18 protein-coding genes are annotated in these 19,560 nt (G+C 59.7%); 8 read left to right on the top strand and 10 right to left on the bottom strand.

Annotated features, from left to right (window positions below; all coding sequences use genetic code 11):
* The first annotated feature begins 34 nt into the window (after nucleotides 1–34).
* Nucleotides 35–799 carry a helix-turn-helix domain-containing protein gene (locus DWV00_RS07250; protein WP_115532907.1) on the top strand — a complete coding sequence of 255 codons (765 nt, stop codon included), beginning with the start codon at nucleotides 35–37 and terminating at the stop codon, nucleotides 797–799.
* 87 nt (nucleotides 800–886) lie between these two features.
* On the opposite strand, the gene DWV00_RS07245 is transcribed toward DWV00_RS07250, so the two are convergent.
* From DWV00_RS07245 to pruA, 3 genes are all read right to left on the bottom strand, one after another.
* Complete coding sequence (locus DWV00_RS07245) at nucleotides 887–2,050, bottom strand: NAD(P)/FAD-dependent oxidoreductase (RefSeq protein WP_115532906.1); 1,164 nt, start codon at nucleotides 2,048–2,050, stop codon at nucleotides 887–889.
* Nucleotides 2,051–2,097: 47 nt separating this feature from the next.
* On the bottom strand, nucleotides 2,098–3,303 hold the full coding sequence (locus DWV00_RS07240) for a pyridoxal phosphate-dependent aminotransferase (RefSeq protein ID WP_115532905.1): 1,206 nt from the start codon (nucleotides 3,301–3,303) through the stop codon (nucleotides 2,098–2,100).
* A 67-nt stretch (nucleotides 3,304–3,370) separates the two neighbouring features.
* Nucleotides 3,371–4,921 (bottom strand): L-glutamate gamma-semialdehyde dehydrogenase, encoded by a 1,551-nt coding sequence (gene pruA, locus DWV00_RS07235; RefSeq protein ID WP_115532904.1) that lies wholly within the window; start codon nucleotides 4,919–4,921, stop codon nucleotides 3,371–3,373.
* A 287-nt stretch (nucleotides 4,922–5,208) separates the two neighbouring features.
* On the opposite strand from pruA, the gene DWV00_RS07230 reads away from it, so the two are divergent.
* From DWV00_RS07230 to DWV00_RS07200, 7 genes are all read left to right on the top strand, one after another.
* Nucleotides 5,209–6,150 carry a LysR substrate-binding domain-containing protein gene (locus DWV00_RS07230; RefSeq protein ID WP_115532903.1) on the top strand — a complete coding sequence of 314 codons (942 nt, stop codon included), beginning with the start codon at nucleotides 5,209–5,211 and terminating at the stop codon, nucleotides 6,148–6,150.
* 191 nt (nucleotides 6,151–6,341) lie between these two features.
* On the top strand, nucleotides 6,342–7,121 hold the full coding sequence (locus tag DWV00_RS07225) for an HTD2 family dehydratase (protein ID WP_245964765.1): 780 nt from the start codon (nucleotides 6,342–6,344) through the stop codon (nucleotides 7,119–7,121).
* A gap of 12 nt (nucleotides 7,122–7,133) precedes the next feature.
* On the top strand, nucleotides 7,134–8,294 hold the full coding sequence (locus DWV00_RS07220; protein WP_425452727.1) for an acyl-CoA dehydrogenase family protein: 1,161 nt from the start codon (nucleotides 7,134–7,136) through the stop codon (nucleotides 8,292–8,294).
* Nucleotides 8,295–8,303: 9 nt separating this feature from the next.
* The gene (locus DWV00_RS07215) at nucleotides 8,304–9,482 is read left to right on the top strand and encodes a CaiB/BaiF CoA transferase family protein (protein WP_115532900.1); all 1,179 of its coding nucleotides are present in this window, start codon (nucleotides 8,304–8,306) and stop codon (nucleotides 9,480–9,482) included.
* A 24-nt stretch (nucleotides 9,483–9,506) separates the two neighbouring features.
* Nucleotides 9,507–10,883, top strand: coding sequence for an MmgE/PrpD family protein (locus DWV00_RS07210; protein WP_115532899.1), 1,377 nt, complete (start codon nucleotides 9,507–9,509; stop codon nucleotides 10,881–10,883).
* A complete protein-coding gene (locus tag DWV00_RS07205; protein WP_115532898.1) occupies nucleotides 10,876–11,703 on the top strand; it encodes an HpcH/HpaI aldolase/citrate lyase family protein in 828 nt (275 codons plus the stop codon). Before DWV00_RS07210 ends, DWV00_RS07205 begins: the two co-directional genes overlap by 8 nt.
* Before the next feature lie 19 nt (nucleotides 11,704–11,722).
* Nucleotides 11,723–13,201 (top strand): aldehyde dehydrogenase, encoded by a 1,479-nt coding sequence (locus DWV00_RS07200; protein ID WP_115532897.1) that lies wholly within the window; start codon nucleotides 11,723–11,725, stop codon nucleotides 13,199–13,201.
* Nucleotides 13,202–13,393: 192 nt separating this feature from the next.
* On the opposite strand, the gene DWV00_RS07195 is transcribed toward DWV00_RS07200, so the two are convergent.
* The 7 genes from DWV00_RS07195 to DWV00_RS07165 form a co-directional block, all read right to left on the bottom strand.
* The gene (locus DWV00_RS07195; RefSeq protein WP_115532896.1) at nucleotides 13,394–13,780 is read right to left on the bottom strand and encodes a PaaI family thioesterase; all 387 of its coding nucleotides are present in this window, start codon (nucleotides 13,778–13,780) and stop codon (nucleotides 13,394–13,396) included.
* Nucleotides 13,781–14,052: 272 nt separating this feature from the next.
* On the bottom strand, nucleotides 14,053–14,550 hold the full coding sequence (locus tag DWV00_RS07190) for a VOC family protein (protein ID WP_245964764.1): 498 nt from the start codon (nucleotides 14,548–14,550) through the stop codon (nucleotides 14,053–14,055).
* Nucleotides 14,551–14,583: 33 nt separating this feature from the next.
* Nucleotides 14,584–15,384, bottom strand: coding sequence for an NAD(P)H-dependent oxidoreductase (locus DWV00_RS07185; protein ID WP_245964763.1), 801 nt, complete (start codon nucleotides 15,382–15,384; stop codon nucleotides 14,584–14,586).
* Nucleotides 15,385–15,697: 313 nt separating this feature from the next.
* Nucleotides 15,698–16,423, bottom strand: coding sequence for an ABC transporter ATP-binding protein (locus DWV00_RS07180; RefSeq protein ID WP_115532893.1), 726 nt, complete (start codon nucleotides 16,421–16,423; stop codon nucleotides 15,698–15,700).
* A 19-nt stretch (nucleotides 16,424–16,442) separates the two neighbouring features.
* The gene (locus DWV00_RS07175; RefSeq protein ID WP_245964777.1) at nucleotides 16,443–17,228 is read right to left on the bottom strand and encodes an ABC transporter ATP-binding protein; all 786 of its coding nucleotides are present in this window, start codon (nucleotides 17,226–17,228) and stop codon (nucleotides 16,443–16,445) included.
* 92 nt (nucleotides 17,229–17,320) lie between these two features.
* Nucleotides 17,321–18,610, bottom strand: coding sequence for a high-affinity branched-chain amino acid ABC transporter permease LivM (gene livM, locus DWV00_RS07170; RefSeq protein WP_115532891.1), 1,290 nt, complete (start codon nucleotides 18,608–18,610; stop codon nucleotides 17,321–17,323).
* The gene (locus DWV00_RS07165; protein ID WP_425452731.1) at nucleotides 18,610–19,539 is read right to left on the bottom strand and encodes a branched-chain amino acid ABC transporter permease; all 930 of its coding nucleotides are present in this window, start codon (nucleotides 19,537–19,539) and stop codon (nucleotides 18,610–18,612) included. The genes livM and DWV00_RS07165 overlap by 1 nt, the downstream gene beginning before the upstream one ends.
* Nucleotides 19,540–19,560 lie beyond the last annotated feature (21 nt).

The raw sequence follows: 19,560 nt of genomic DNA, 5'->3' as shown, positions 1-19,560 counted from the left end.
TCGGCATCTGGTTCCCTTTTTGTCCAGAGTCCGCATGCCGTCCCAAACCGACAAAGACATGCTCGTCGCGCTAATCAGACAGTTGGATCGCCATCCGGAGTTGCTGGAGCGAGTCTTCGACTGCCTCCCCGACGTTCTCTATTACGTCAAGGATGCCCGTGCGCGCTATCTGTCAGTCAACCAGACGCTGATCGATCGAAGCGGCCTTGCACGTGATGACGTCATCGGCAAGACAGCAGATCAACTCTTTCCCGTAACCGGCGCGAGCACCGTCGCACAAGACTTGTCCGTCATCGAAAACAAGTCGCCGATCGTTGATCGACTTCGTCTGTACTCGACTGGCATCGGTCACAAATACTGGTGCCTCAGTTCGAAGTTTCCAATCATCGACGAGAATGAAAGCGGCATCGGCATGATCGGCGTCTCCCGCGACCTGCCGCGACCCGATGAACGGCATCACGGATACCGTCGACTCTTCGACTTTCTTGCCTATCTGGAACAGCACTTGAGTCAGAACATCCTCATCACGGAGGCGGCCGATCATGCCTCGATCTCGGTCGACACACTCGAGCGCCTGACCCGCGAAGTGTTCCACCTGACGCCGAAGCAGCTACTGATGAAGATGCGAATCGATCACGCATGCAAGCTGCTCGAAACCACTGATCACAGCATTACCGACATCGCAGCCAGTTGCGGTTACGCGGACCATAGCGCGTTTACGCGTCAGTTCAAACTTGCCACGCACCTGACCCCGCGGCAGTATCGCGACGCCCGCGGACGTGGCCTTCACCCGGCTTGACGGCAACAAGATCACGGCCCCAAAGAGAACGCGCCGGACACCACAACGGCGACCGGCGCGCGCGCCTCGAGCGTGATCCGGCCACGCTCAATAAACAGCCTCCTCGACTACCAGATTTCCGGTAACGATTCGATCGGCCGACAGCGGAGTCAGGTCGATCGTCTGGTACTCATCGAACGACAGAAGTTCCGCTATGCCACGGCCGACGCCGGGGCTATGCATCATTCCGTGACCACTGAATCCCGCGGCAACGAACGAATTCTCCGGGCCACTTTGACCAACGAGGCCGTTGTGATCGAGCACGTTGTATTCGTAGTAGCCAGCCCACGCATGTTCGACACGTAGCGCTTCGAAAGCCGGGATCCGTTCCGCGAGTGTCGGCCAGATTATGTCGTCGAACTCCGCGAAGTTGACGTCTAGCGGCAAGTCGTCGAGATCATTCTCGGCCGACGGCGACACAATGCACAGGAAGTGATTTTGCTCCCGCCTCAGATAGATGCCCGAGGTGTCGATCAAAATCGGGAGGTCCGGTATTGCGGTCGGACAGGACACAACAAATGCGCAACGTCGGCGCGGTCGAATAGGTAGGTCGATTCCGACCGTGCTCGCGAGCTTCGATGACCACGCACCGCCCGCATTGACGAATTGATCCCCGGCAATCATACGACCATCGGTCAATTCGACATGCGTGATGCGATTGCCGGCCGTCCGGTATGCCGCCGCGTCGCCTGTTACGAACTGGACGCCAGCCTCACGTGCCCGATTGCGATACCACTGCATCAGACTGTATCCGTCGAACCAGCCTTCTCCGGACAAGCCCTCTGCTGCATACGCGAGATCGCTGACGTTCAACCACGGATAGCGTGCAATCAGTTCCTCCGGCGATCGCTCGGCAATGGCGACGCCCATCGACCGCGCCAGCGCAGTTCGCTTGCGCAGCAAGGGCGCCTGCTCGGACGTACCAACGAACAGATAGCCGCAGTCGGTCAGATCGACGCCTGCGCCGAACCGCTCCTTGTCGCGTTCAATCGAACGCATGAATTCGTAACCGAATCGCGACAGCTGGATGCAGGACGGTGTCGAGAACTGTTGACGGATCGAGCTGGCCGACAGCGCTGACGATGCAATCCTGTATGTCGGATCACGTTCGATAACCCAGATCTCACGATCCGTGCGACCCTGCTGGGTCAGGAAGTAGGCGATGGAACACCCGATACCGCCGCCACCGGTAATGACGATTCTTTCGCTCATGACATGCCTCTTGGTGATGCGTCGTGGTTCGATGCGTCAGATCGAATTCAAGCCAGCAGCTTCGCGCATGCCGCCTCGATACGCTGGAGCGCTTCTTCCAGCTGCTCGACGGATGCGGCATATGACAGCCTGAAATACGGAGAAAGCAGGAACCCTGTCCCGGAGACGACTGCAACATTGGCATTGTCCAGCAGGTATCGGACGAAATCCTGGTCGCTTTCGATGCGCTCCCCGGACAATGTACGCCGCCCGATCAATTCCTGGCAGCCAACGAACGCATAGAACGCCCCCTCCGGCTCGCGGCATTGCAGCCCGGGAATGCGACGCAACGCTTCGACGACCTGCTTGCGCCGCTGGTTGAATGCGCGTAGCGAAGTCTCGACAAACACCTGACTACCGGTGAGCGCCTCAACAGATGCGTACTGCGCGATGGACGTAGCGCTCGTGACGATCTGCCCCTGCACGAGATTCATCGCTTTGATGAGCTGCGTAGGTCCCGCTGCGTAGCCGATACGCCACCCCGTCATCGCATACACCTTCGACACACCGTTGATGAGAAGCGTGCGCTCGTAAAGATCAGGGGCGACGTTCAGGATGTTGTTGAACGGGGTGTCGATATAAATCAGCTTCTCGTAGATGTCGTCCGACAGCACCCAGACATGCGGGTGCCGACGCAGCACTTCGGCGAGAGACACCAGTTCGTCACGCGAATACACGGCACCTGTCGGATTGGACGGCGAATTCAGCATCAACCACTTGGTGCGCGGTGTAATGGCGGCTTCGAGTTGTGCCGCCGTGAGCTTAAAGCCTGCAGTTTCCGGGCATGGGACACAAACCGGCGTACCGCCCGACATCTTCACGATCTCGGGGTAGGACACCCAACAGGGTGTCGGCACAATCACTTCGTCACCAACGTTCAGCGACGCAAAGAACGCCGCGAAGATCGCCTGTTTAGCCCCCGACGACACGCTGATACCAGCGACCGGATAGATTAGGCCATTGTCGTTCGCGAGCTTTGCCGCAATTGCCTCGCGCAACTCCGGGATGCCCGCCGCTTCGGTGTAGCGCGTCTTGCCGCTGCGCATTGCCCGAATGGCTGCCTCCTGGATGTTCTCGGGAGTCGGAAAATCCGGCTCGCCCTGCGACAGCGATATCACGTTCCGCCCGGCCCGGCGCAGCTCCGCTGCCCGCGCGGCCATCGCCATCGTCTCCGCGGGCGCGATCCGCCCGATTCTGTCCGCAATGATGTTCATTTAGGTTGTCAGGTCCGGAAAAAAACCGGCCCGGCGCATGGACGTACGCCGGACCGGGACATCAAACTTACAGACGCTCAGCCACAGCCTTGATCTGCATGAACTGAAGCAGGTAGTCCGGACCACCGGTCTTCGTGTCGGTACCAGTGAGATTGAAACCGCCGAACGGCTGGATCCCAACGAGCGCGCCTGTGCATTTGCGGTTGAAGTACAGGTTGCCGACATGGAACTCGCGGCGAGCGATCTCGATGCGCTCGCGGTCGTTCGAGAACAACGCGCCGGTCAGACCGTAAACCGTGTTGTTCGCAACCTTCAGCCCTTCTGCGAAGTCCTTCACGCGGATGGCCGCAACGAACGGACCGAACACTTCTTCCTGCGAAATGCGTGCGGTCGGCGACACGTCGCCGATGATCGTCGGTTCGATGAGATAGCCGGGTGCGTCCACCCCTTTGCCGCCCGTCAGCAGTTTGCCTTCGCCGCGCCCGATATCGATGTACGACTGAACTTTCTTGTATTGCATCTCGTTGCACACCGGGCCGAGATTCGGGTTGTTCTTCGCTTCGTCAACCACGAGCTTCTTCGTGCGCTCGATCACGCGTTCGATCAGCGCATCGTAGACCGAGTCCACGACGATCAAGCGCGAGCACGCGGAGCACTTTTGACCCGAATAGCCGAACGCGGCCTGAATGACACCGGTTGCAGCATCGTCCAAGTTGGCGGTCTCGTCGACCAGGATGCCGTCCTTGCCCCCGAGTTCGAGGAATACGCGCTTGAACCACTTCTGGCCAGGTGCGAGCTTCGCGGCGGACTCGTTAATTGCCGCACCGGTCGCAAGAGAGCCCGTAAAGTTGACGAACCGGGTACGCGGATGTGCGACGAGATACGAGCCCACATCGCGACCATTGCCAGGCAGATAGTTAACGACGCCCGGCGGCAGGCCAGCTTCCTCGAAGATGTCGAAGACCTTCGACAGCGACACGACCGTGTCCTCCGCCGGCTTGCACACGACCGTGTTGCCGACGACGATCGCCCCAACGGTCATCCCCGTCATCAGCGCCATCGGGAAGTTCCACGGAGAAATCGTCACGCCGGCGCCGAGCGGAATGTAGAAGCTCTCGTTCTCCTCGCCCGAATAGTGGATCAGCGAACCCAGTCCACCGACGTGAGTCAGCGCCTGTCGTGCGTAGTACTCCGTGAAGTCGATCATCTCTGCGACTTCAGCGCTTGCCTCGACATAGTTCTTGCCGATCTCGTAGACGAGCCATGCTTCGAGCTCGCGCTTGCGGCGACGCATGATCGCTGCCGCCTTCAGCATCACGCGCGAGCGATCTTCTTGCGTCCAGCGTTTCCACGATTCGAACGCCTTCCATGCCGCATCGAGTGCCGCATCGGCGTGCTGCTGCGTTGCCGTCGCCGAGTAACCGACGATTTCTGCCGGGTTCGACGGGTTCGTCGAGACGAGCTTGTCGTCCGTCATGACGCGTTCGCCATTAATGATCAGAGGATACGTCTCGCCAAAGCGGGTACGCACCTTGTCGAGCGCACCACGCATTTCTGCGACTGCGGCGTCGGTGTCAAAGAGGTCGAACGGCTCGTTCGCGTACGGTGCAATCAACATCGCTATCTCCTGTAGAGGGCAGTCGGATCGACGGAGGACCTCATTGCGCTCCCCCGACGTTGAGCGGATTGTCGATCGACGAAAACGAGCCGTCTTGATTTGCGTCGAGATTATTTTGCGGAATTTCGCATAGTAAAATCTCTGACATCACACAATTCGACCTCTATATCCACCAATTTATATGGTTAGCACGGAAATATAAGCCCGTAGATAGATTCCTTACTTTTGCGGATTTTTTCCTGTTGCTATGATTCGCTCATCGGCACGCCAAAGCTAAGAGGCAAATCATGGGAATGCATTTCGATCTGGTCGATCTCCGCCTGATGAGCGCCATCGCGGAAACGAACAGCCTGACACGCGGCGCTGAGCGCTCGTGCATGTCGGTACCCGCCGCGAGCACTCGCATCAAGAATCTCGAAGAGAGCATGGGCTCCAAGCTGCTGTTCCGGACGAGTCAGGGTGTGACACTTACCCCTCCCGGGCAGGCGTTCCTGCATCACGCGCGGCTCGTACTGTCACAACTCGAAAACTTGCGAGGCGACATGCAGGAGTACGCGCGCGGCATCAAGGGGCACATCCGATTGTTCGCCAATACCACCGCGACAACGGAGTTCCTGCCTAACGACCTGCGGGACTTTCTTGCAACCCACCCGGACGTCAACATCGGTTTGAAGGAAAGACTGAGCCACGATATCGTCCGCGCGATCAGCGAAGGGTGGGCGGACGTCGGCATCGTGGCGGGAGAGGTCAGGACCGAATCGCTGATGACGCTGCCCTATCGCAGGGACAAACTGATCCTCGCCGTCCATCCGTCGCATCCGCTGGCCGACCACCAATCGATCCCCTTCGCCGAGACCACGGGCTTCGACTTCATCGGGCTCCCAGAAGCGAGCGCGATCCACACCTTCCTCAATCGAGTCGTCAACGATCTTCACAAGACACTTCAGGTGCGGATCGAAGTAGGCAACTTCGAAGCACTGTGCCGAATGGTCGAGGCGAACGTAGGGATCGGTGTGCTGCCATTCTCTTCGGCGGCACGGTATGCGCGGCTCATGAACGTCAAGCTCGTATCTATCGAGGACGACTGGGCAACCCGCAACTTGCTGATCTGCATACGCAGCCTCGATCTGTTGCCATCCTTCACGCGCGAACTGGTCGACCAGCTCACCGGCAAAGCCCAGGACGACGACCACATTCACAATGCCGTTCAGGTCGCTGTGGCACCTTAAACACCACTTAAAGCCCCGTTTCCGAAGCACAAATTGTCGTCGGCAGTCCGGTGCGTCACTCTTGCAGCAACGACGCATTTTGGAAAACTGACGATATGTCCGCAGAATTCGACAACCTTCGTAACTGGATCGGGCGCACGCAGACCGATCGCGAAACGGTCTCGCCTCGACTCGCCTCGCAGCTCGCCGCGTTGCTCGACCACGAAGCAACGCTTGAACCGGGCGATGCGCTTCCGCCGCTCTGGCACTGGGCGCTCTTTCCCGCCATTGCTCGTCAGTCGCACGTCGGCGTCGACGGACACCCTACACGCGGCGGGTTCCTACCACCCGTACCGTTGCCGCGCCGCATGTGGGCCGGTAGCCGGGTGCAATTCGAACGTCCGGTTCGAATCGGCCACGACGTCACTCGAACCTCACAGATCGTCGATGTCGGCGTGAAAGATGGTCGCAGCGGACAGTTGGTGTTCGTTCGTGTTCGGCATCAGCTCGAAGATCTCGACGGCACGTTGCTGTCTGAAGAGCAGGACATCGTCTACCGAGACGCACCTAGGGTACCTGGCTCACCGGATAGCGGATTGGAGGCACCAAACGACGGCACGTGGCGGCGCCTGATCGTGCCCGATCCCGTGCTGCTGTTCCGCTATTCGGCCGTGACCTACAACGGCCACAGGATCCACTACGACCGTCCGTACGCTATCGAGCAGGAAGGGTATCCCGCGCTGGTCGTCCATGGTCCGCTGACCGCCACGCTGCTCATCGAGCTAGTACGCCGCAACCTGCCGCGCGCACAAATCGCCGGATTTTCATTCAAGGCAATCGGCCCGCTATTTGATAACGAACCGTTCTACGTGTGCGCGGCCCACGACCCGACATCACCCGAGATCCGCATCTGGGCTGAAAACGCCCTTGGTCGGCTATGCGTCGATGGGCGCGTGACGCTGACCGAAGCCCGTCCCGCCACAGGAAACTAAGAGGAGATAAACGTGTTGGATATCGCCGCACCTCACCAAGAGATTCGCGAGGCAATTCGCGACCTGTGTTCGAACTTCCCGTCGGAGTATTTCCGCAAAATCGACGAGGAACGCGCATACCCGGAGGCCTTCGTCCAGGCACTGACCGATGCAGGTTGGCTTGCCGCCCTGATTCCGCAGGAATACGGTGGATCCGGTCTGGGCCTGACCGAGGCATCGGTGATTATGGAGGAAATCAATCGCAGCGGCGGCAACTCGGGGGCCTGCCACGGTCAGATGTACAACATGGGAACGCTGCTGCGCCACGGCTCCGCCGAACAGAAGTCGAAGTATCTGCCGCAGATCGCCAGCGGCAAGCTCCGGTTGCAATCGATGGGCGTGACCGAACCCACGACGGGCACCGACACGACGAAGCTGAAGACGACGGCCATTCGCAAGGGCGATCGCTACGTCGTCAACGGACAGAAGGTATGGATCTCGCGCGTCCAGCATTCAGATCTGATGATTCTGCTTGCTCGTACGACACCGATCGACCAAGTAACGAAGAAATCCGAAGGCATGTCGATTTTCCTCGTCGACCTTCGCGAAGCGATCGGCAACGGCATGACGGTGCGCCCGATACCGAACATGGTGAACCACGAGACAAACGAATTGTTCTTCGACAACCTCGAGATTCCCGCCGAAAACCTGATTGGCGAAGAAGGCAAGGGCTTCAAGTACATCCTTGACGGGCTGAATGCCGAACGTACGCTGATCGCGGCCGAATGCATCGGTGACGGGTACTGGTTCCTCGACAAGGTCTCGAAGTACGTGAAGGAACGTGTCGTGTTCGGCCGGCCAATTGGTCAGAACCAGGGCGTACAGTTCCCGATCGCGCGAGCCTACGTGAACGTCGAGGCCGCGAGCCTGATGCGCTATAAGGCATGCGAGCTGTTCGATGCGAAGCAGCCGGCCGGCGCGCAAGCGAACATGGCCAAGCTGCTTGCGGCCGACGCATCGTGGGAAGCAGCGAACGCGTGTCTGCAATTCCACGGCGGGTTCGGCTTCGCGAACGAGTACGACGTCGAGCGCAAGTTCCGCGAGACCCGCCTGTATCAGGTTGCACCGATCTCGACGAACCTGATCCTGTCGTACGTCGGCGAGCATCTGCTCGGTCTGCCGCGATCCTTCTAAGAGCCCGCCATGAAACCACTGATCGACATCAAAGTCGTCACGCTCGAGCACGCGATCGCGGCGCCTTTCTGTACACGGCAGCTCGCCGATCTTGGCGCTCGCGTCATCAAGGTCGAACGTCCTGGAGTGGGCGATTTCGCACGAGCCTATGACGAACGCGTCAACGGCGAAGCATCGCACTTTGTCTGGTGCAACCGTTCGAAGGAAAGCCTGACACTCGACGTGAAGGCACCGGACGCCAAGGCGGTACTCGGAAAACTGCTTGCAGACGCCGACGTACTCGTGCAGAACCTCGCGCCCGGTGCAGCGGCACGCCTCGGCCTGTCCTACGACGCGTTGCATGCGTCTAATCCCGGGCTGATCGTCTGCAACATCTCCGGCTATGGGCCGGACGGTCCGTATCGCGACAAAAAGGCCTATGACCTGCTGATCCAGAGTGAATCCGGTTTTCTTTCCGTGACGGGTGGCCCCGACTCGCCAGCAAAAGCGGGCTGTTCGATAGCCGACATCGCCGCCGGCATGTACGCGTACACGAATATCCTGGCAGCGCTGCTCGAGCGATCCAAGACCGGGCTCGGCAAGCAGATCGACGTCTCGATGCTCGAAAGCATGGTCGAATGGATGAACTATCCGATGTACTACGCATTCGACGGTGCATCGCCGCCCTCTCGGGCAGGTGCGGCACACGCCACGATCTATCCGTACGGCCCCTTCCTGGCGGGAGACGGCAAGTCGGTGATGCTCGGCCTGCAGAACGAGCGTGAATGGGCCGCATTCTGCGAGCACGTCCTTCACGTACCGCAACTGGCGGAAGATCCTCGCTTCAATTCGAATGCGAAGCGCGTGGCGTCACGGGATGCGCTGTGCGTGATCATCGTCGATGCATTCTCGAAGCTCACCGCAGCGAATGTCGTTGATCGACTCGACACTGCACAGATCGCCAATGCACACATGAACGAGATGGCCGACGTCTGGGCGCATCCGCAGTTGCGAGCGCGCAACCGGTGGGTCGAAATTGATTCTCCTGCTGGCCGCATTCCGGCCCTCCTTCCGCCCGGCGTCGATCATGCTGAAGACGTTCGCATGGATGCGGTCCCCGCCCTGGGGCAACACACCGAAGCACTTCTCCACGAACTCGGTTTCACCGATGCAGACGTTCGCAGATGGCGCGACACGCACGTGATCTAACCGGCAACGGCAAGCGACTCGAACATGACCCACACCCAAACGCTCGCGAACTTCGCGGCACAACTTCGCTTCGACCAAATTCCCGTCGACGTGATTCGTCGCACGGAAGACCTTTTCCTCGACTGGTACGGCTCGGCACTCGCGGGCCGAGGCGCCCGCCCGGTGGAGACCATCCACAAGCTCGCGTTCGAGTTCGGCCCCTCATTCGGCCCGTGCGAGGTGCTGACTTCGCGGCGCACGACAAGCTCGTTCTTCGCTGCGCTGGTCAATGCCGCCGCCTCGCATTTTGCCGAGCAGGACGATCTTCACAACAGTTCGGTATTGCATCCGGCCACGGTCGTCTTTCCCGCCACATTGGCCGTCGCGCAATCACTTGGGCGCAGCGGAAAAGAGTTCTTGACCGCATGCGTCGCGGGCTATGAAGTCGGCGTGCGAGTCGGCGAATTCCTTGGCCGCTCCCACTACAAGACGTTTCACACCACCGGTACCGTCGGCACGCTTGCTGCCGCTGCGGCAGTCGGCCGCTTGCTGAACCTCGACGGCGAACAAATGCTGCACGCGTTCGGCTCGGCCGGTACGCAAGCGGCGGGTCTGTGGCAATTCCTCAAGGATGCGGCAGATTCGAAACAGTTGCATACGGCAAAGGCCGCAGCAAGCGGCCTTTTCGCAGCCTATCTCGCGGCAGAGGGTTTCACCGGCGCGGTAGACATTCTCGAAGGCGAGAAGGGAATGGGAGCGGGGATGTCGGACCAGACGCACCCGGACAAACTGGTTGATCGGCTCGGCACACGTTGGGCACTGGCCGAAACCTCGTTCAAGTATCACGCTTCGTGCCGACACACCCATCCCGCCGCCGACGCGTTGCTGCAAATCATCGAGCGCAATGCGCTGAAGCCGGACGACATCGAACGCGTGGTCACGCATGTTCATCAGGCTGCAATAGACGTCCTCGGGCCGGTCGTGAATCCGCAGACGATCCATCAGGCGAAGTTCTCGATGGGCACGGTGCTCGGCCTCGTATCGGCCTATGGGCACGCCGGCGTGCGCGAGTTCGACGCACATTACGCATCGCCCGACATCGCGCGCTTCCGTGACAAGGTTCGAATGGAACTCGATCCGGAAGTCGACTCCGCCTATCCGGCACGCTGGGTCGGCAAAGTCACCGTAACGACGAAGGACGGCCGCACCCTTGAGGGTCGCGTCGACGATCCGAAGGGCGACCCCGGCAACACGTTGTCGCGTGCTGAACTGGAACACAAGGTTCGCACGCTCGCGCTGTACGCCGACGCGGCAACGGAAGCCGAAGTCACCGAATCGATCGGGAAGATCTGGGCCATCGCCGAGGCCAAGGTCGTTCCATCACTGCTCGCCTCACGAAACCCGGAGAATCGACATGTCTGAACTCGCACCCCGTTCCTATCTGTTTGTTCCCGGTAATCGACCGGATCGCTTCGCGAAGGCCACGGCCTCGGGCGTCGACGTCGTAGTGATCGACCTCGAAGATGCGGTGCCACCTGCGGAAAAGAAGGTCGCACGCGCCGCGCTTGCCGAGTGGCTAGCAACCAACGACACACCGGTCGCCGTGCGCATCAACGACGCCAACAGCGAATGGTTCCGCGAGGATATCGCGCTGTGCCGCGCACCGTCCGTCAAAACGGTCATGCTGCCGAAGACCGAACGCATCGACGACATCTTCCTCTGTGAGTTCGCCGGCAAGCCGGCTGAAGTCCTGCCGATGATCGAAACGGCGCAGGGTTTCCGCAATGTGGTCGCTATCGCGCAGCACCGACTGACGACTCGCCTCGTGTTCGGCAACATCGACTTCCAGCTCGATCTGTCGATCGACGGTGACGACGAGCAGTTGCTGTACTTCCGATCGCACATCGTGCTGGCGTCCCGCCTCGGCAACTTGCTGCCGCCCGTCGACGGTGTGAGCCTCGCACTGGATGATCCCGCGCAGATCGAGCGCGACACGCTTCGTTCGAAGCGGCTTGGCTTCGGCGCAAAACTCTGCATTCACCCGAAGCAGGTCCAGGCAGTCAATGCCGCGTTCCTGCCGACGGAAAGAGAGATCGAATGGGCACGCAAGGTTGTCGAAACAGCCTCCGCATCACACGGCGCAGCCGTCGCAGTCGACGGACGCATGGTCGATCGCCCGGTCATTCTCAAGGCACAGGAAATTCTCGCGGAATCGCAACGACGTGCGGTGGCCGCGTCCTAACCGAATGGAGATAGGAAAGATGGAACGCTTTGAAATGGTCATCGGCGGACGAAGCTGTCCGTCGTCATCCGACGAATGGTTCGAGACTGAAAATCCGTACACCGGCGAACCGTGGGCAATGGTTGCGAAAGGTACCGCCACCGACGTCGACCGCGCCGTCCAGGCTGCACACACGGCCTTCACGTCTGGCCCGTGGGCACAAATGACACCGAGCCAGCGCGGCCAACTGTTGCATCGTGTCGGCGACCTTATCGCTCGCGACGCGAAACGGCTCGCCGAACTGGAGGTGCGTGACAATGGCAAGCTGATGGCCGAAATGTATGGCCAGTGCCAGTACATCCCGCAGTGGTACTACTACTTCGGCGGCTTGGCCGACAAGATCCAGGGCGCGGTGATTCCGCTCGACAAGAAGGGCTACTTCAATTTCACGCGCAACGAGCCGCTCGGTGTCGTCGCCGCGATCACGCCGTGGAACTCGCCGCTACTGCTCGCCACGTGGAAGATCGCGCCGGCACTCGCGGCCGGCTGCACGGTTGTGATCAAGCCGTCCGAGTTCACATCGGTGTCGACGATCGAGTTCGCCAAACTATTCGAAGAAGCAGGCTTTCCGCCGGGCGTGGTGAACGTGGTCACCGGATTCGGTGCGGACGTCGGTGCGCCGCTCGTCGAGCACCCCCTCGTCAAGAAGATCACTTTTACGGGGGCCGATTCGACCGGGCGCGCGATCAACGAAGCCGCGGCACGACAGTTCAAGCACGTGAGTCTCGAGCTCGGTGGCAAGTCGCCGAATATCGTCTTCGAAGATGCGGATCTCGACGACGCCGTGAATGGTGCAGTTTCAGGGATCTTCGCAGCAACGGGGCAGACCTGCATCGCCGGCTCGCGGCTACTGGTTCAGGAAAGCATCTACGACTCGTTCGTCGAGCGCCTGTTGGCAATTGCCCGCACTGCGAAGATGGGCGATCCCGCATCGCTCGAGACGCAGGTCGGACCGGTGACGACCCGTCCGCAATACAAGAAGGTGCTCGCGTACATCGACATCGCGAAGGAAGAAGGCGCGAAGCTGCTGCTCGGCGGCAACCCCGGCAGTGTCTCGGCTTGCGGCAACGGTTGGTTCGTCGAGCCGACGATCTTCGGCGACGTGCGCAACGACATGCGGATCGCACAGGAAGAAGTGTTCGGTCCGATCCTGTCGATCATCAAATTCAAGGATGAAGACGACGCGGTGCGCATCGCGAACGACGTTCGTTTCGGGCTGGGCTCGGGTGTCTGGACCAAGGATATCGGCCGGTCGCTGCGCGTCGCGGAACGCATCCAGGCCGGCATGGTGTGGGTCAACAGCTATCGCGCAGTGAGCTACATGTCGCCTTTCGGCGGGTACAAGGATTCCGGGCTCGGGCGCGAGAACGGCATCGACGCGATCCGTGAGTATCTGCAGACGAAGAGCGTGTGGATCAATACGGGTGTGAAGACAGCCAATCCGTTCGTCATGCGGTAATACGACGGTGTGGGCGGGGCGCTCCCCCGCCTAAAAAAGAACGACGAATTTCACGCCATTTCCCAAATACATCACGCCCGAATCTCTTTCGCGCCGGGCTTCCGACGCTATATATCGGAACGCCCCACCCCAGTTCCTGCTGCTCGGCCTCCAGACCATCGACCTATCCCATGAGCAAACGAGCAGCCAGCGCTATCGCGCGTACTTGAACGTCCCCTGCGCAGTGGCAATAAGAATACGCCCGTCGACCCATGCCTCGCCGCGGCAAAAGTAGATCGATTTGCCTTTACGCTCGAGAATGCCTCTGGCCGTGACCTGATGGCCGATGCCACGGTCCAGGTAGTTGATTGTCAATGAGAGCGTGAAGCCGTGAACCGCTTCGCCCGAGTCACTGTGCAGCCCGGCATAACCACAGGCAGCGTCCAGCAGCGTCGCGACCGCACCGCCCTGCAACACGCGTTGCCGGTTCAGATGCGTCGCGCTGATCGGCATCGCGATCTCCGCAAATCCGTCGCGCCATTCGGTCAGGGTCGCGCCCAACGCTTCGAGAAACGGATTATCGAGTTCGTGGCGGATCATCGGATCACTCCATGCATGAATTACACGCCCGCTACTTCGGTCAGTCGCGGCGGAAAGGGAGGTCGGAGGAAATGCGATCTGACAGCGCAACGACATTCGAACATGCCGCCGGATTTCCGCAAAGTACAAAAAACGTGCCTCCCGTCGACCGGCACAAAGGACGAATGTCTCCGCTGCGGGCCGACCAAGTCCGGCACCAGTCAAATGGCCTCGTCGTCTAGACAAGAGCACAAGTGTGCGCGGGTCGACCCGCCACACCGAAAGGCCGTGCCTTACTCTTTTCTTGCGCGGACCTGAAGATTGACACCGGCGCCCGCTCTCGCCGTATCGAAGTACGTGAAGCCGCTGCCATCCGGCAACCGCCCGCGGCCGAGCACCTCGATGCCGGCCCCGATTGCAACGCCTTCCGCGGCGTCGACGTCCGGGACCGCAAACCCGAGATGGAATACGCCTTCACCGCGGTTTTCCAGAAAGCGCTTTTGCGGCGTGTCACCGTCGCCCGGTTCACAGAGCTGGAGCTGAACGTTGTCGACGTTCGCAAACTTGTACTTCAACTTCAGAAAAGCGTCACGATCGTAGCCGTCGAGCTGGAAGGCATCGAGTGGCGGAAAGTCCGTCCAAGGGCCGATGCCGGCGGATTCGTAATACGCAGTGGCCGCATTCATGTCGCGGACAACAATACAGACGTGATGCAGTTTTCGGAAAATTTCAGGTTTGCTCATGTCAACACCAGTCGAGATACCAAAGGAAGGCACGTAGGATCTGTGCAACGTGCTTTCCGCCCGTCACACCGGCCCATCCATTCAGCCAAACTTGGAAGCGTTTGGTGCCGTAAATTGGTCCGCCGCCTCTTCGCGGCTTTGTCCGGCACCCGTGTTCCATTGGAAGCCCGATCGGGCAATCACACCCGGCTTCAAACGTTGGTCGGTACTGTAATCCTCGAACGGATGGAAGAACAGCGGCGGCGTCTGCTCGAGCGTTCGCAGCCGTTCCTCGTACGACGCCAGGTACAACGCCCGCTCCTCTGCCGACACGCGTGCCGGCATCCACGACAAGTGCGGCGGTAGCACGTCGAAACCTAAGTACTTGAAGATCCCGTTATGGATCGGCCACAGCAGGTGGTTGATATCGCCGTCGACTCCGTCCGGCTCGTACAGGCTCGATGCCGTGCCAGTCGTAGTCGAGATCATCGCCTTGCGCCCCTTGAACATGCCGGTATCGTATTTGCGCCCGGTCGCGTACGCGAAGCCACGCGTCATCACGCGATCAACCCAGCCTTTCAGGATCGCCGGCATGCCGAACCACCACATCGGGTACTGGAAAATGATCAGGTCCGCCCAAAGGACCTTCTCTTGCTCGACGGCCACATCCGGTGTCGGCTTCGACGTCGCGAACATGTGCTCCTGCTCGGCTGACAGGTCTAAGTAATCGGGGTTCGCACGCGGACCGGTGAAATCATCCATACCGAGATCCGCGCGCCATTTCATCTGATACAGATCCGACACGCGGACCTCATGTCCGAGCGCGGTCAGCGTCGCGACAGCCTTATCCTTCAACGCACCATTGAACGATTTCGGTTCAGGATGGGCAAAGACGATCAGCACCTTTATGTTCTCACTCCGTCAAAATAGATCGGGAAACATATCCGACATGAACACCGGACCTCCGTGGTTCCGATCTGTTAGCGTGAATTCTGACCTGGTTCTCGGCAGCCGTCTTGTGACAGAGCGGTAACTTTTTGCGGAATTTTGCACAGTCAGGCAATGCAAACCGAAGCATCTCGATTGTCGGGCCTGGATTCATCTGAATCGCCTGCATAAGACTGAACGGAGCCGCGCACAGTCAATGGGGCAGTTGGTACGCTATTTCGCCCCGCAAATTGAACAGCACCAGCGCCCTGGGCCCCGGTGCGATCAATCACGCGGCGTCGAGCTGCGTTGTATCCCCCTCCAGATACGCCGCGCGCACAGCCGGATCCGCCAGCAGCGAACGCCCGTCTCCTTCGAGCGCGATATGTCCGTGCTGAAGGACGTATCCTCTATGGGCAACTCGCAGTGCATGATGGGCATTCTGCTCAACAAGCAAAACCGTCATTCCATATTGCGTGTTGAGTTCGCGGATCACCGAGAAAATCTTCTTGATGTAGATCGGTGCGAGGCCCAGCGACGGCTCGTCGAGCAGCAGCAACCGCGGATGCGACATCAATGCCCTTGCGATCGCAAGCATCTGTTGTTCGCCGCCGGACAACGTTCCCGCACGCTGGGATGCCCGGTTGCCGAGAATCGGGAACATCCCAACCATCCGCTCGAGGTCCTGCGATGTCCGTCGGTCCCGGGAAGTATCCCCCATCAGCAGGTTCTCCATCACCGTCATACGCTGAAAAATACGCCGCCCTTCCGGGACGATCGCGATATCGAACTTAGCGATCTCGTGCGACGGTCGCTTAGTGATGTCGCGTCCTTCGAACGCGATCGAACCGCCGCTTGCGCGCGGATAGCCAAAGATCGTGTTCATCAGCGTCGACTTGCCGGCGCCGTTCGCGCCGATCAACGTGACGATCTCCCCCTCGTTCACCTGGACGTTGACGTGATGCAAAGCCTGCACGCTGCCATAGTGCGCGGACAATTCCGAAATCTTGAGCATGAAAGGATTCCTCGCGTAGTCAGGCTTGCTGGTCTGATGTTTCGCTTTCCTCTTCGCCGAGGTAAGCGGCAATCACATCAGGATTTTCCTTCACCTCGGCAGGGGTGCCCTCGGCAATCTTCTTGCCGTGATTGAGCACGACGATGTGATCGGATACCTTCATGACCACGCTCATGTCGTGCTCGATGAGCAACACACCGATACCCCTGTCCCGAGCAAGAGACGAAAGCAGCGCGGTCAATGCTGCGGATTCACGCGGATTTAGCCCAGCAGCGGGTTCGTCGAGGCAAAGCAGAATCGGATCAGCGCACATCGCGCGAGCAATCTCGATGCGACGCTGAACACCATACGGCATGTCGCCGGCCGGCTTGTCGACAAGGTCTCGCAGATTGAGTTGCTCGAGCCATTCCATTGCCTTCGCAACGGCATCGCGGCTGGCAGAGCGATATCCGCGCAAGTTCAACGCACCGGAAATCGAGAAGCGCGACGCTTTCTGGAGCGCGTTGTGCTGGGCGATCATCAGGTTCTCCAGAACGGTCATGCGCGGAAAGAGCCTGATGTTCTGAAAGGTCCGTACCACCTGTCCGACACGTGCAACGTCCGCGTTTCGCATCGCATCCAGGCGCAACTTCCCGCGCGTGGGATGCTCCAGGGCAATCGCGCCCGACGTTGGCTTATAAAAACCGGTCAGGCAATTGAAGAACGTCGTTTTTCCTGCTCCATTCGGACCGATGACCGAGGTCACCTCGCCGGCGCGCGCGGTCATCGACATATTTTCGATCGCGCGAAGGCCACCGAACTGCATCACGATGTTTTCGACGTGCAGTAGAGGTCCGCGCTCGGCAGGCGATTCGCTCCGACCCAATCCAGCAGGAGCGCTTTCAAAAATCAACGGCGTCATCGGATCCACCACTTGCCCTCCACAGGTGCCGTGATCGTTGCGCGACGATGACTGATCAGCCCACCGGGCCGCACGATCATGATTAATACCATCGCAAGACCGAACAGCAGCATGCGATAGTCAGAGAAATCCCTTCCGAGTTCGGGAAGCACTACGAGCACAGCAGCCGCAAATACGACGCCCAGCTGGCTACCCATGCCACCCAGGACGACAATCGCAAGAATCGTGGCCGATTCCGAGAACGTGAAGCTCTCCGGGGAGATGAAGCCTTGGCGCGCGGCGAAGAACACACCGGCAAATCCGGCGAGCATCGCTCCGATCGCGAACGCAGACAACTTGATGTTCGTTACGTTAAGCCCCATCGCCTTGCAAGCAATCTCGTCCTCCCTGATCGCTTCCCATGCCCGACCGATAGGCAGCCGGCGCAGGCGCGAAACAAACAGGTTCGTAAGCAGTGCCATCCCGAGGATCAGGTAGTAGAGAAACACGATCCGCTGCTGCGGCGAGTAGCCGATACCGAACAGACTTGAGAAGGTCGGTCCGTCTGCCGACGCTTGCATCGGCAGCCCGAAAAACGTCGGCTTCGGAATAGAAGAGACGCCGTTCGGCCCACCGGTAACGTCACTCCAGTTGATCAGTATGAGCCGGATGATCTCTCCGAAGCCGAGCGTGACGATCGCGAGATAGTCACCTCGCAAGCGCAGCGTCGGATAGCCGAGGATCACCCCGAAAGCGGCGGCGAGACCACCCGCGATCGGCAGGACTTCCCAGAATCCGAGACCAAAATGGGTCGACAGCAATCCGTACGAATAAGCCCCCACCGCATAGAACGCGACGTACCCCAAATCGAGCAGGCCTGCCAGGCCGACGACCACGTTCAGCCCCCAGCCGAGCATCACGTAGATCAGCACCGTCGTCGCCGTATCGACCACGTAGCGATTGCCGGAGAACAACGCCGGCAACACGATCGCGAATGCGACGGCACATGTCCCGATCCACGTCAGCCTCGACGAAGACACCACGGCCTGCTTGCCCTTCTGTACGCGCCCCTTCCGGATAGTCGCAACATATTCCAGCAGACACTGCAGTGCCATGCGCCCGACAAACGCGGCGATCACAAAGGCACCGAGCAACGGCCAACGGGTCTGCACCTGAAGGCCACCTGAGCCGTCGTGAGTCGTCAGCCCGAGCATCGGCAGTCCGACAACGGCGGCAACAATCGCCGCGCCCAGCGCGTCGCGAATGCGAAATGGAAGATTGACTTGCTTGGACATCGTCGTGCTCATCAGACTTTCTCCACCTCTGGGCGGCCGAGCAGCCCGGACGGCCGGAACATCAGGAACACGATCAGGATCACGAACGTCGCCACGTCCTTGTATTCCGGCGACAGATAAGCCGACCAGAACGCCTCGATCAGGCCGATAATGACACCACCCAGCATCGCACCGGGAATCGAGCCAATGCCGCCGAGCACCGCCGCCGTGAATGCCTTGATGCCAGCAATGAAGCCGATCGAGAAGTCGACAACACCGTAATAGAGCGTGACCATTACGCCGGCGACAGCAGCAAGTCCGGCGCCAATCATGAACGTCACCGAGATGATGCGGTCCGCGTCGTAACCAAGGAATCGCGTCATGCGTTGATCCTGTTCGCACGCGCGTTGCTGCCTACCGAACGAAGTTTTGTGGATGAACAACGTGAATGCGCCCATCAGCGCGATCGTCACGATGACGATCAGAATCTGGATATTCGACAGATAGACATCGTGACCCGCGCTGCCCATCGGTATATTGATGCCGCCAGTAACGGCAGGTTGAATCGACTTGACGCGTGCGCCCTGTGTGAGTTGAACCATGTTCTGCAGGAAGATCGACAGACCGATCGACGAAATCAGCGGCGCAAGGCGATTCGAGCCGCGCAGCGGGCGGTAGCCGACCCGTTCGACCGTCCAACCGAACGTAGACGTCAGCACGATCGAGACAATCAACGTCACGCCAATAGCGAGCACCACAGAAGAAACGCCGCTCGAACCGAGCAGCGTGAGGCATGTCACGGCAATGAACGCGCTCACCATGTAGATGTCTCCGTGAGCGAAGTTGATCATCCCGATGATGCCGTAGACCATCGTATAGCCGATTGCGATCAGACCGTATATCGCCCCCAAGGTCAAACCATTGATCAGCTGCTGTAACGCCTGACTCATAGCTTCTCCGATACATCTAGTTGCAGCGCGGCA

The sequence above is a fragment of the Trinickia dinghuensis genome, from assembly GCF_003367175.1.
Classification (GTDB): Bacteria; Pseudomonadota; Gammaproteobacteria; order Burkholderiales; family Burkholderiaceae; genus Trinickia; species Trinickia dinghuensis.
Note: the sequence above shows the minus strand (reverse complement) of the source record. Positions and strands in the feature narration are given on the sequence as shown.